At 72.8% G+C, this 13,123-nt stretch carries 10 protein-coding genes; 6 read left to right on the top strand and 4 right to left on the bottom strand.

Annotated features, from left to right (window positions below):
• The first annotated feature begins 245 nt into the window (after positions 1-245).
• Entirely contained in the window at positions 246-2,543 is a 2,298-nt protein-coding gene (locus GA0070560_RS03720) for a glycoside hydrolase family 44 protein (protein ID WP_245675335.1), read from the top strand.
• Between the two features lie 190 nt (positions 2,544-2,733).
• Here the strand turns inward: GA0070560_RS03720 and GA0070560_RS03715 are convergent, their stop codons facing one another.
• Entirely contained in the window at positions 2,734-3,222 is a 489-nt protein-coding gene (locus tag GA0070560_RS03715; RefSeq protein WP_091291348.1) for a glutathione peroxidase, read from the bottom strand.
• A 143-nt stretch (positions 3,223-3,365) separates the two neighbouring features.
• On the opposite strand from GA0070560_RS03715, the gene GA0070560_RS03710 reads away from it, so the two are divergent.
• From GA0070560_RS03710 to GA0070560_RS03695, 4 genes are all read left to right on the top strand, one after another.
• Positions 3,366-4,991, top strand: coding sequence for a glycosyl hydrolase family 18 protein (locus GA0070560_RS03710; RefSeq protein WP_091291346.1), 1,626 nt, complete (start codon positions 3,366-3,368; stop codon positions 4,989-4,991).
• A 201-nt stretch (positions 4,992-5,192) separates the two neighbouring features.
• Complete coding sequence (locus tag GA0070560_RS03705; RefSeq protein WP_091291344.1) at positions 5,193-5,666, top strand: hypothetical protein; 474 nt, start codon at positions 5,193-5,195, stop codon at positions 5,664-5,666.
• A 69-nt stretch (positions 5,667-5,735) separates the two neighbouring features.
• Positions 5,736-7,142, top strand: coding sequence for a class II 3-deoxy-7-phosphoheptulonate synthase (locus GA0070560_RS03700; RefSeq protein WP_091291342.1), 1,407 nt, complete (start codon positions 5,736-5,738; stop codon positions 7,140-7,142).
• Positions 7,135-8,193 (top strand): threonine aldolase family protein, encoded by a 1,059-nt coding sequence (locus tag GA0070560_RS03695; protein WP_281183655.1) that lies wholly within the window; start codon positions 7,135-7,137, stop codon positions 8,191-8,193. Before GA0070560_RS03700 ends, GA0070560_RS03695 begins: the two co-directional genes overlap by 8 nt.
• Before the next feature lie 327 nt (positions 8,194-8,520).
• On the opposite strand, the gene GA0070560_RS03690 is transcribed toward GA0070560_RS03695, so the two are convergent.
• Together GA0070560_RS03690 and pknB are read right to left on the bottom strand one after the other, a co-directional pair.
• Positions 8,521-9,384: a deoxyribonuclease IV gene (locus GA0070560_RS03690; RefSeq protein ID WP_091291336.1), complete on the bottom strand. Its 864-nt coding sequence runs from the start codon at positions 9,382-9,384 to the stop codon at positions 8,521-8,523.
• The gene (gene pknB, locus GA0070560_RS03685) at positions 9,384-11,369 is read right to left on the bottom strand and encodes a Stk1 family PASTA domain-containing Ser/Thr kinase (RefSeq protein ID WP_091291333.1); all 1,986 of its coding nucleotides are present in this window, start codon (positions 11,367-11,369) and stop codon (positions 9,384-9,386) included. The genes GA0070560_RS03690 and pknB overlap by 1 nt, the downstream gene beginning before the upstream one ends.
• 143 nt (positions 11,370-11,512) lie before the next feature.
• Between pknB and GA0070560_RS03680 the strand changes: the two genes are divergently transcribed.
• Positions 11,513-11,902, top strand: a complete 390-nt coding sequence (locus GA0070560_RS03680; RefSeq protein ID WP_091291330.1) for an Rv2175c family DNA-binding protein — start codon at positions 11,513-11,515, stop codon at positions 11,900-11,902.
• Positions 11,903-12,036: 134 nt separating this feature from the next.
• Here GA0070560_RS03680 and GA0070560_RS03675 read toward each other — a convergent pair whose 3' ends face one another.
• Positions 12,037-13,119, bottom strand: a complete 1,083-nt coding sequence (locus GA0070560_RS03675) for a polyprenyl synthetase family protein (RefSeq protein WP_091291328.1) — start codon at positions 13,117-13,119, stop codon at positions 12,037-12,039.
• Positions 13,120-13,123 lie beyond the last annotated feature (4 nt).

The following is a 13,123-nucleotide window of genomic DNA, read 5'->3' as shown; positions in this document are numbered from 1 at the left end:
GTGTGCGGCCCCGGACTCGTGCGCCCCATGGTGCGTGCGGGCCGGCGCCAACCTGTCGGCGTCGCGACCGTCGACGTCGGCCGGTCCGCCCGCAGGAATTTCCGGAAGTTCTTCTCGGTGCCCTCGCTGACCAGGGGGTTTCGAATCGTATCGACATGATCGTTTGGCGGCGGGGTGGCGTTGACGGGTGCGGAGGAAAGCGCAATCCTGTGGAAGCGCTCCCATTGGCGGGCTCGAATCCCTGTGTGAGAGGAAAGCTCGTGCGTCCCACCACAGCACTGCTGCCGGTCGCCCTGGCCGTCACCCTCGGCGGCCTCGCCCTGCCCCAACCCGCCCACGCCGCGGCCGGTCCGGCGCTGGCCGTCGACACCACCGCCGGCCGGCACGCGATCAGCCCGTACGTCTACGGCATGAACTTCGCCGACGAGGCGCTGGCCCGTGACATCCGGCTGCCGATCCACCGCTACGGCGGCAACCACACCACCCGCTACAACTTCCGGCACGACATCACCAACCGGGCGGCCGACTGGTACTTCGAGAACCTGCCGAACGACAACGCCGACCCGGCGAGCCTGCCGAAGGGCTCGGAGACGGACAAGTTCGTCGCGCAGGACAAGGCCACCGGCGCCGAGACCATCATGACCGTGCCGATGCTCGGCTGGGTCGCCAAGGACCGTACCCGGTCGTGCTCCTTCAGCGTGGCCAAGTACGGCCCGCAGCAGTCGACCGACCCCTGGTGGCCGGACTGCGGCAACGGCAAGAAGGCCGACGGCACCCCGATCACCACCAACGACCCGTTGGACACCAGCGTCGCGGTCGGCCCGCAGTACGCCACCGACTTCGTCAACCACCTCAAGAGCCAGTTCGGCAGTGCGGCGAACGGTGGGGTGGAGTTCTACAACCTCGACAACGAGCCGGACCTCTGGCACAGCACCCACCGTGACGTCCGCAAGGAGGGCCTCGGCTACGACGAACTGCGCGAGCGCACCTATGCGTACGCCGCGGCGATCAAGGCGGCCGACCCGGGCGCGAAGACCCTCGGGCCGGTGGGCTGGGGCCTGAACTCGATCCACTTCTCCGGCCTCGACCAGGACACCTGCAGCCGGACCGGCTGCTGGGGCAACCCGCCGGACCGGGCCGCGCACGGCGGTAAGGAACTGGGTCCGTGGTACCTGGAGCAGATGCGCGCCTACGAGCAGGAGCACGGCACGCGCATCCTGGACTACTTCGACATCCACATCTATCCACAGCAGACCGGTGTGCACCACAAGGAGGCCGGTGACGCGGCCACCCAGGAGCGGCGACTGCGCTCCACCCGCCAGCTCTGGGACCCGACCTACGTGGACGAGAGCTGGATCAACAAGCCGGTCCGGATGATCCCTCGGATGCGGGAACTGGTCGACCAGCACTACCCGGGTACGAAGATCGCGATGACCGAGTACAGCTGGGGCGCGTACGGGCACCTCAACGGGGCGCTCACCCAGGCCGACATCCTCGGCATCTTCGGCCGTGAGGGCCTGGACATGGCCAACCTGTGGACCGCGCCGGAGGCCGACGAGCCGGTGGCGCACGCCTTCCGGATCTACCGCAACTACGACGGCTCCGGCGGCGCGTTCGGCGAGACGTCGGTCAAGGCCACCAGCGCCGACCAGGGCAAGCTGGCGATCTACGCGGCCGAGCGCAGCGCGGACAAGGCGCTGACCATGGTGGTGGTGAACAAGACCAGCGACGAGCTGACCAGCCCGGTCGCGCTCACCGGCGTCTCCGCCGGCACCGCCCAGGTCTACCGCTACAGCGGTGCGAACCTCGACGGCATCGTCCGGCAGGCCGACCAGGCGGTCGGCGCGACCGGCTTCACCGCCACCTTCCCGGCCAACTCGATCACCCACATCGTGCTGCCGCACGGCGACGGCAACGGCGGCGACACCGAGGCCCCGACCGCGCCCGGTAGGCCGGTCGCCGGCGCGGTCACCAGCGACAGCGTCGCGCTGAGCTGGGCGCCGTCCGCCGACGACGTGGGCGTCACCGGGTACGACGTGCACCGCGCCGAGGGCACCGGCACGGTGAAGCTGGGCAGCGCCACCGGCACCTCGTTCACCGCGACCGGGTTGACGGCCGACACGTCGTACACCTTCGTGGTGACCGCCCGGGACGCGGCGGGCAACGTCTCGACGGCCTCGCCGGGGCTGACCGTGAAGACCGCGCCGTCGACCACCCCGACGGCCGGCTGCACGGTGACGTACGCGACCAACACCTGGCCGGGCGGGTTCACCGCGAACATCACCGTCACCAACACCGGGACCACCCCGATCGACGGGTGGAAACTGGCGTTCGACTTCCCGACCGCCGGGCAGAAGCTCGGCCAGGGCTGGTCGGCGACGTGGAAGCAGGACGGCGCCACGGTGACCGCGCAGAGCATGAGCTGGAACGGCAGGCTCGCGCCGGGCGCGTCCACCGGGATCGGGTTCAACGGCTCCTGGACCGGGTCCAACCCGGCCCCGACCGGCTTCACCCTCAACGGATCGACGTGCGCGCTCGGGTGACCTGACCGCCGCCGGCCTGCTGCGCCGGGGCGGCCGACCGACGAGCCCGGGGTGGGCCACCACCCCGGGCTCGTTCCGTGGTCGAGGGACCTGGCCGGGTCCGCAGTGAGCCGGGCGGCCGTCCGGCAGGGGGCCGGTCGGACCCGACGGGCGCAGCGCCGGACCAGGCGGCCGTCCGGCAGGGGGCCGGTCAGGCCGGCAGGACCTTCTCCACGGCGGCGCGCAGCTCGGGGGAGTCCGGGGTGACCGTCGGGGCGAACCGGGCGGCCACCGTGCCGTCCGGGGCCACCAGGAACTTCTCGAAGTTCCAGCGCACGTCCCCGGTGTGCCCCTCGGCGTCGGGGGTGTCGACGAGGGCGGCGTGGAGCGGGTGCCGGGCCGGGCCGTTGACGTCCACCTTCTCCGTCATCGGGAACGTGACGCCGTAGTTGACCTGGCAGAACTCGCCGATCTCGTCGGCCGTCCCCGGCTCCTGTCCGGCGAACTGGTTGCACGGCACCCCGAGCACCACCAGGCCCCGGTCGGCGTACTCGCGGTGGAGCTGCTCCAGGCCGGCGTACTGCGGGGTGAGGCCGCAGCGTGACGCCACGTTCACCACCAGCAGCGCCCGACCCCGGTACGCGTCCAGGTGCGCCGGGCCGCCGGCCAGCGCGTCGATCTCGATGTCGAAGACGGTCATGTCGCGAGGCTACGCGCCTGGAGTGACGGTGCGGGGCAGGCCGCGACAAATCGACGCATGCACATCTTGACGAAGTGATGACCGCGTGAGTAGCGTCTCCCCATCCTTCTGGAAAGTTTCCTAACTGTTTGGGGAGGTGCCACATGAAGAGATCGCTCCGCCGTGCCCTCTGGGCCGGTGCCGTGGCCGCGCTGACCGTCGCCGCGGTGCCGGTGACCTCGGCGTTCGGCGCCGGAAGTGTGACCGCCACGTTCGCCGCGGTGCAGGACTGGGGGACCGGCCACGAGGGCAGGGTCACCATCGCCAACGGCACCGGCGCCAGCGTCGACACCTGGCGCATCGAGTTCGACCTGCCCGCCGGCACCACCATCAGCAGCGCCTGGGACGCCGACGTCACCAGCAGCGGCAACCACTACGTCGCGGTCAAGAAGAGCTGGGCCGGTCCACTCGCCCCGGGCGCGACCTTCAACTGGGGCTACAACGGCACCGGGCCGTACAAGGCGCCGCTGAACTGCACGATCAACGGCGCGCCCTGCGGCGGTGGCGGCACCCCGACCACCTCCCCGACGGCCTCGCCCACGGTGTCGCCGACCGTCCCGCCGACCACGCCGCCGCCCACCACGCCGCCGCCCACGACCACCCCGCCCGGCCCGGGCGGCAAGAAGGTCGTCGGCTACTTCGCCCAGTGGGGCGTCTACGGCCGGAACTACCACGTCAAGAACATCCACACCAGCGGCTCCGCCGCGAAGCTGACCCACATCCTGTACGCCTTCGGCAACACCACCGGCGGGCGCTGCACGATCGGTGACAGCTACGCCGACTACGAGAAGGCGTACACCGCCGCGGACAGCGTCGACGGCGTCGCCGACACCTGGGACCAGCCGCTGCGCGGCAGCTTCAACCAGCTGCGCAAGCTCAAGAAGATGTACCCGCACCTGAAGGTGATCTGGTCCTTCGGCGGCTGGACCTGGTCCGGCGGCTTCACCCAGGCCGCGCAGAACCCGGCCGCCTTCGCCGACTCCTGCCACAGGCTGGTCGAGGACCCGCGCTGGGCGGACGTCTTCGACGGCATCGACGTCGACTGGGAGTACCCGAACGCCTGTGGCCTCACCTGTGACTCCAGCGGACCGAACGCCTTCAAGAACCTGGTCACCGCGCTGCGCGCCAAGTTCGGCTCCGCCGCGCTGGTCACCGCCGCGATCACCGCGGACGGCAGCACCGGTGGCAAGATCGACGCCACCGACTACGCGGGCGCCGCGCCGCAGCTCAACTGGATCATGCCGATGACGTACGACTACTTCGGCGCCTTCAACGCGCAGGGCCCCACCGCCCCGCACTCCCCGCTCTACTCCTACGCCGGCATCCCGCAGCAGGGCTTCTGGTCCGACGCGGCGATCCAGAAGCTCAAGTCCAAGGGCATCCCCGCCGAGAAACTGCTGCTCGGCATCGGCTTCTACGGCCGCGGCTGGACCGGGGTGACCCAGACCGCCCCCGGCGGCACCGCCACCGGCCCCGCCCCGGGCACCTACGAGCAGGGCATCGAGGACTACAAGGTGCTCAAGAACACCTGCCCGGCCACCGGCACCGTCGCCGGGACCGCGTACGCCAAGTGCGGCGCCAACTGGTGGAGCTACGACACCCCCGCCACCATCGGCGGCAAGATGACGTACGCGAAGAACCAGGGCCTCGGTGGCGCCTTCTTCTGGGAGCTCTCCGGTGACACCGGCAACGGCGAGCTGATCGGCGCCATCAAGGGCGGTCTCGGCTGAGCCGAGCGCCGACGCACCACCCACACGGCGGGGAGGGACCACGGTCCCTCCCCGCCCGGCGCTGCACCTGACCGGCGCGTTCGCCGCCTGCCACGCCGCGCTCGCCGCCGCCCGCGCCGGCGGGGTCGTGGTGGTCGGCGGTGTACCGATGTGACAGACTCGCCGCTCGGCACTCCGACGTCCCGAGCGAGGGGAGGACCCATGCGCCCGAGGCACCGCGCGACCGCCGTCGCCGTGCTCGCGCTCCTGCCGCTGTCCCTGCTCGGCTGTGGCATCGGCGACGACGAGGACGCCGCCCCCCTCGACCGCGCCCCGGCCGAGGAGGCCGCCGCGAAGTCCCGGGAACGGGTGCAGGCGTACCTCGACGCGATGTCCGCCAAGGACGTCGACGCCGGGCGCAGCCAGCTCTGCGCCCCGATGCACGCCGCCTTCGACGCGGCGGCCACCGGCCCCAACGGTGACTTCGCCGACCACTTCGAGGTGCCCAAGGCGGCGATCACCGACGTGCGCACCGGCCCGTCCGGGCAGGAGGTCAGCACCTCCGTGACCGTGTCGGTCGGCGCGAAGGAGGTGGTCCGGCCGCTGCGGTTCACCGTCACCCGGGTCGGCACCGACTGGTGCATCTCCGGCGAGGCGCCCGGCGAGCCCACCCCGGAGACCTCGGTCACCCCCTGACGCTCCCATCTTCCGGAACCGCCACCCTCCATGACGGGTCGGTTGGACCGTCGCCGTACGCTTTCTCCTATGCGCCATGAGTGGCATCAGCTGAGCTACCCCGCCGTGAGCAGCCCCGCGCTGCAGACCAGCCGTCCCACGGTCGACTCCGCCGAGGACGCCGCCCTCGGCCTGGACCGCTGGCGGGACCTTCCCCGGGCGCAGACCCCGCCGTGGCCGGATCCGGCGGAGGTCGCCGAGGTCTGCAAGGTGCTCGACACCGTGCCGTCGATCGTCGCCCCCTACGAGGTCGACCAGCTCCGCCAGCGCCTCGCGCTGGTCTGCGAGGGCAAGGCGTTCCTGCTCCAGGGCGGCGACTGCGCCGAGACCTTCGCCGACAACACCGAGAGCCACCTGCTGGCCAACGCCCGCACCCTGCTCCAGATGGCCATCGTGCTGACCTACGGCGCCTCGCTGCCGGTGGTCAAGGTCGCCCGGGTCGCCGGGCAGTACACCAAGCCGCGGTCGCTGCCGACCGACGCCCGAGGGCTGCCCGCGTACCGCGGGGACATGATCAACGGCCTGGAGGCCACGCCGGAGGCGCGGGTCGCCGACCCGCAGCGCATGATCCGGGCGTACGCGAACTCCGCCGCCGCGATGAACATGCTCCGCGCGTACCTGGCCGGCGGCCTGGCCGACCTGCACGCGGTGCACGACTGGAACAAGGGCTTCGTCCGCAACTCCCCGGCCGGCGAGCGCTACGAGGCGATCGCCCGGGAGATCGACCGGGCGCTGGCCTTCATCCGGGCCTGCGGGATGACCGACGAGGAGGCGCTGCGCACGGTCACCCTGCACTGCTCCCACGAGGCGCTCGCCCTGGAGTACGACCGGGCGCTCACCCGGGTCTCCGGCAACCGGGCGTACGGCCTGTCCGGGCACTTCCTCTGGATCGGCGAGCGGACCCGGCAGATCGACGGCGCGCACATCGACTACATCTCCCGGATCGCCAACCCGATCGGGGTCAAGCTCGGCCCCACCACCACCCCGGACGAGGCGATCGAGCTCTGCGAGAAGCTCAACCCGGACAACATCCCCGGCCGGCTCACCCTGATCAGCCGGATGGGTAACCACAAGGTCCGCGACGCCCTGCCGCCGATCGTGGCGAAGGTGAGCGCCGCCGGGGCCAAGGTCGTCTGGCAGTGCGACCCGATGCACGGCAACACCCACGAGTCCTCCAACGGCTACAAGACCCGGCACTTCGACCGGATCGTCGACGAGGTGCTCGGCTACTTCGAGGTGCACCGTGGCCTGGAGACCCACCCCGGCGGCCTGCACGTCGAGCTGACCGGCGAGGACGTCACCGAGTGCCTCGGCGGCGCGCAGAACATCGCCGACCTCGACCTGCCCGACCGGTACGAGACCGCCTGCGACCCGCGGCTGAACACCCAGCAGTCGCTGGAGCTGGCGTTCCTGGTGGCGGAGATGCTGCGTGGCTGACGTCACGGGCGGCACGCGGAACGGCGACGGGCCGGTCGACCTGCGGTCGGACACCGTCACCCGGCCCACCGCCGGGATGCGGGAGGCGATGGCCGGCGCTGAGGTCGGCGACGACGTCTACGGCGAGGACCCGACCGTCACCGCGCTGGAGGCCGAGGTCGCCGCGCTCTTCGGGCACGAGGCGGCGCTCTTCGCCCCGACCGGCTCGATGGCCAACCAGATCGCCCTGCAGCTCGTCGTGCCGGCCGGTGACGAGCTGCTCTGCGACGCCGACGCGCACATCGTCACGTACGAGATCGGCGCCGCCGCCGCGTACGGCGGGATCTCCTCGCGGACCTGGCCGGCGGTCGGCGCGGAGATCGACCCGGACGTGGTCGCCGGCATGATCCGGCCGGACGGCTACTTCGCCGTGCCGACCCGGGCGATCGCCGTCGAGCAGACCCACAACCGGGGCGGCGGTGGGGTGATCCCGCTGGCGACCCTGCGCGAGCTGCGTCGGGTCGCCGACGACAACGGGCTGGCGCTGCACTGCGACGGGGCCCGGATCTGGCACGCCCACGTCGCCGACGGGGTGCCGCTGGACACCTACGGCCGGCTCTTCGACACCCTGTCGGTCTGCCTCTCCAAGGGGCTCGGCGCCCCGGTCGGCTCCCTCGTCGTGGGCAGCGCCGAGAAGATCGCCCGGGCCCGGTTCCTGCGCAAACGGATGGGCGGTGGGATGCGCCAGGTCGGCGTCCTCGCCGCCGCCGGCCGGTACGCCCTCGCCCACCACGTCGAGCGGCTCGCCGCCGACCACGCCAAGGCGGCCCGGCTGGCCGAGGCGGTCGCCCCGTTCGGGGTGCTGGCCGGCGCGGTGCGCACCAACATCGTCCCGCTGGACCTGACCAAACACCCGCTGGACGCGAAGGCGCTCGCCGCCGCCGCCCGCGCCGAGGGGGTGCTGGTCTCGGTCCTCGGCCCGCGTACCGCCCGGTTGGTGACGCACCTGGACGTCGACGAGGCGGCGATCGACCGCGCGGCGGAAACCCTCACCCGCATCCTCCGCGCCTGATCCTCTCTGCGTACCGGTGAGCCCGTGCCCACCCGGGCGCGGGCCCGTCGCGCTTCCGCGCCCCGCGTCGCTCTCGGCCCCGCACCAGGCACTGCTTCCGGGCCGCCGCGTGCTGCTCTCGGGCCCGGGCCTGCCTCCTCGCTTCCGGTGATCAAGAAGTTTGCGTCTCCCGCCGGCGGAATCCTGACGCAAACTTCTTGATCACCGAGGCGGGCGGAGGTGAGCCGAGGCGGGCGGAGGTGAGCCGAGGCGGGCGGAGGTGAGCCGGGGCGGGTGGGGGCGAGCCGGGGCGGGTGGGGGCGGTGGGCCGGACGGAGGTGCGGGGTGTCAGGGGTGGAGGCGGCGGAGGGTGGCGATGTCGGTGGCGTGGCCCTCGTGCTTCTCCGTGGGGGTCTCCACCACGATGGGCACCCCGGCGGTGGCCGGGTGGGTCATCAGCTCGGCGAACGCCGGCTCGCCGATGCTGCCCTTGCCGATGTTCTCGTGCCGGTCCCGGGTGGAGCCGAGCAGGTCCTTGGAGTCGTTGGCGTGGACCAACCGCAGCCGGTCCGCCCCCACGGTGGCCACCAGGGTGTCCAGGGTGGCGGTCATGCCGCCCTCGGCGGCCAGGTCGTGCCCCGCCGCCCAGGCGTGGCAGGTGTCGAAGCAGACGCCCAGCCCGGGGTGGCGGTCCACCGCGTCCAGGTAGGGGCCGAGGTGCTCCACCCGGGAGGCGAGCGAGCGGCCGCCGCCCGCGCTCGGCTCGACCAGCAGCATCGGCCCGCCCGCCGCCGCGGCCTCGTCCAGCAGCGGCAGCAGCGTCTCGCGTACCTGCCGCATGGCCGCCTCGAAGTGCCCGGCGTCGACGGCGCTGCCGGCGTGGAACACCACTCCCTGCGCGCCGATCGCCCGACCCCGGCGCAGCGCGTGCGCCAGGGTCTCCGCCGAGCGCTGCACGGTCGCCGGGGTGGGGGACCCGATGTTCACCAGCAGGGAGGCGTGCACGAAGACGGGGACGCCCCGCTCGCCGCAGCCGTCGCGGAAGAGCCCGTCCTGGGTCGGGTCGCCGGCCGGCAGCGCCCAGCCGCGCGAGTTGGAGACGTAGACCTGCACCGCCTCGGAGCCGGCCGCGTCCACGTACGGCAGGGCCGCCCTGGCCAGGCCGCCCGAGGTCGGGGTGTGCGAGCCGACCGGACGACGGGTCGGCGTCATCACAGGCACCCGAGGGTGATCGTGGTGTTCGGCGGCACGGGGGAGTTCTCCGGCGGGTTCTGGAACCGGACGATCCCGTTCGGGTTGAACTGCATGGTCACCGCGAAGCCCTGCCCCTCCAACTGCTGCTTCGCCTGCGGGCACGGCAGGTCCACCACCCGGGGCACGATCACCTGTGGAGGGCCCTTGCTGACGTCGAGCCGGACCTGCGCGCCCTTCTCGACGCCGGCGCCGGTGGCGGGGCTCTGCCCGAGGATCTCGTCCTTGGGTTTGTCGGAGTCCTTGTACGTCTCCACCGGCACCAGGTTGAGCTGCGCCAGCGCCGTCCGCGCCTCGTTGACGTTCTTGCCGACCAGGTTGGGCACCGAGATCGGCGCCTTGCCCTTGCTCAGCACGAGGGTGATCTTCGTGCCCGGCTTCACCTCGGTGCCCACCTTGGGGTTGGTGGCCACCACCACGCCCGCGGGCAGGTTGTCGTCGTAACGCGAGGAACCCTTGACCACCACCAGGTTCGCGCTGGTCAGATCCGCCTCGGCCAGCTCGAAGTCCTTGCCGACCACGTCCGGCACGGGGAAGCGCTCCGGCCCCAGGGACAGGGTCAGGGTGATCGTGCCGCCCTTGAGGATCTTCGCGGCCGAGGTGGGGCTCTGCGCCACGACGCTGTCCCGGGGGACCGTCTCGTCATAGCGGGGCTGGGCGTACGTGATGGTGAAGCCGGCCCGGTCGGCCTGGGCCTGCGCCTCGGCCTTGGTCAGGCTCACCAGCTGCGGGGCGACCGTGTAGCGGCCCACCCCGACCCACCAGCCGCCGACCGCGGCGAGCAGGCCGAGGGCAACCACCGCGGCGGCGATCGAGAGCCGGCCCCGGGAACCGGCCGCCACCTGTGCCCAGAGCGCGGTCAGCCGGGCCCGCAGGTCGGACTCCGGTGCGGCGCGACGCCGGTGCGGCCGCTGCGGGCCGCCCTCGGGCAGCCGGGCCCAGGCGGGACGCTCGGACGGCTGGACCGCCGCGACCACCATGGTCGGCTGGGCGACCGCCGGCGCGTCGTCGGTCACCCGGCGCAGCACGGCGGTGTGGGAGTTGTTCGGGTTGCCCAGGTCGTCCCGGGCCACCTGCACCTCGGCCAGCAGGGCGCCGGCGTCGGTCGGGCGCGCCCCGGGGTCGCGTCGGGTGGCCCGCGCCACCAGGTCGTCGAGCACCCGGGGCAGTCCGGGCACCAGGGTCGACGGGGCCGGTACGTCCCGGTCGACGTGCTGCCAGGCCACCTCCACCGGCCGGTCACCGTCGTACGGGACCCGGCCGGTGAGCATCTCGAAGAGCACGATGCCGGCGGCGTAGACGTCGGTGCGAGGATCGGCGTGCCCGTCGGTGACCAGTTCCGGCGCCACGTACGCCACGGTCGCCATCAGCTGGCTGCCGTCGCCCTCGTCGGCGCTGGCCTCGACGGCGCGGGCCAGCCCGAAGTCGGCGACCTTGACGACGCTGTCGACGAGGTTGGCCGCTCCGCCGGTGGGCGCCTCGGCGACCAGCACGTTCTCCGGCTTGACGTCGCGGTGGACCAGCCCGGCCCGGTGCGCGGCGGCGACCGCGGCGAGCATCTGCTCCATGATCGCCAGCGCCTCGTCCGGGTTGAGCCGGCGTCGCTCGGCCAGCACGTCGCGCAGGGTGCGGCCCCGGACGTACTCCATCACCAGGTAGGGCAGGCCGGCGTGGACGCCCTGGTCGTAGACCGCCACCACGTTCGGGTGGGTCAACCGGGCGATCGTCTTGGCCTCGTCGGTGAAGCGCTCCATGAACCCGGCCGTGCGGGCGCGAGCCTCCGGGGCCTGGGACGGGTGAATGATCTTGACCGCCACGGTGCGCTCCAGGCGCTCGTCGGTGGCGGTGTACACGGTCGCCATCCCGCCGCGCGCGACGCGCCCGCGAATGCGGTAGCGCCCGTCGAGCAGCGAGCCCAGCAACGTGTCGGCGACCTGTGTGTCCATCGGCAGGCAGTCTATGTGTCCGGGGGGTGAAGGTTGAACAGGATGCTACAGCCGGCTCCCGCTGAGGGCCGTCCCGCCGTGCCCGCGCAGGCCACCCGGGGTGCCGGTGCGGCCCGTTCGGGGCGACGTGACAGGGTGTTCGGGTGACCGATTCCGTACCCGCCGACCAGGCCTCCGGCGCCGGCCTTCCCGGCCCGACCGACCCGGCCGCCTGGCTTACCCTGCCCGACGTCGCCGAGCGCCTGGACCTGCCGATCAGCAAGGTCCACCAGATGATCCGCGACCGGGAGCTGATCGCGGTCCGCCGCGACGGCGTCCGCCGGATCCCGGCCGACCTGGTGGCGAACAAGACGGTGCTCAAGCACCTGCCGGGCGTGCTGAACCTGCTGACCGACGCCGGCTACGACGACGAGGAGTCGCTGGCCTGGCTCTACGCCCCCGACGGCACCCTCCCCGGCGGCACCGCGGCCACCGCCCTCGGCGGCGACCAGGCCCGCGAGGTCAAGCGCCGCGCCCAAGCCCTCGGCTTCTAACCTCCCCCTCCACCCCCGGGCTCCGTCCGGGTTCGGGTCGAGCCCGTTGATCATGAAGTTGTTGCCACTGCCGCCCGGCGTGTCGGGGCAGTAACTTCATGATCAACGGGGGGAGAGGGGAGGGGCGGGAGGGGTTAGTTGGGGCGGCGGGTGGCGGCGATGGCTAGGTCTACGAGGGACTGGCGGGCCTCGGTGTCGAGGTCGACCGTGGTGAGGGCGGCCAGGGCGGCGTCGGTCAGGGTGACGATCCGCTGCTCGGTACGTGCCAGCGCGCCGCACCTGGTGATCAGCTCGCGCAGCCGGGCCACCCCGTCCTCGTCCAGCTCCGGGTCGCCCAGCCGGGACAGCAGCAGCTCGCGGCCGGCGTCGTCGGTCGCCTCCACGGTCGCCGCCACCAGATAGGTGCGCTTGCCCTCGCGCAGGTCGTCGCCGGCCGGCTTGCCGGTCTGCGCCGGGTCACCGAAGACCCCGAGCACGTCGTCGCGGAGCTGGAACGCCTCGCCCAGCGGCAGCCCGTACGCCGAGTAGGCCGCGCGCACGTCCGCCGACGCCTCGGCCAGCGCCCCGCCGAGCAGCAGCGGCCGTTCGACGGTGTACTTCGCCGACTTGTACCGGGCCACCTTGCCGGCCCGCTCCACGGAGGTGTCCCCGGTGGCCTGCGTCAACACGTCCAGGTACTGCCCGACGGTCACCTCGGTGCGCATCTCGTCGAAGACCGGGCGGGCCCGGGCCACCGTCCGCGGCTCCAGGCCGGCGGAGTGCAGCAGCTCGTCGGACCAGACCAGGCAGAGGTCGCCGAGCAGCACCGCCGCCGCGTCGCCGAAGCCGTCCGGGTCACCGCCCCAACCCGCCGCGCGGTGCTGGGCGGCGAACCGCCGGTGCACCGCGGGCTCACCGCGACGGGTGTCCGACCGGTCCATCAGGTCGTCGTGGATCAGGGCGCTGGCCTGGACGAACTCCAACGCCGCCAGCGCCGTCACCACCTGGTCGGAGTCCACCCCGCCGGCGCCCCGGAACCCCCAGTACGCGAACGCCGGGCGCAGCCGCTTGCCGCCGCCCAGCACGAACGCCTCGATCGCCTCGGCGACCGGTGTCAGCGCGTCGTCGACGTGGGCCATCCGGGCGCGCTGGTGCGCCAGGAACTCGGCCAGGGCCTTGTCGACCCGCTGCCGCAGGCCGGCACGGTCGACGGGGGAGACGGGAGCAGCGTGGGTCACGCCA

It is taken from the genome of Micromonospora halophytica (assembly GCF_900090245.1).
Lineage (GTDB): Bacteria > Actinomycetota > Actinomycetes > Mycobacteriales > Micromonosporaceae > Micromonospora > Micromonospora halophytica.
The sequence above is the reverse complement of the archived record's forward strand: the minus strand, read 5'-3'. Positions and strand labels throughout refer to the sequence as shown.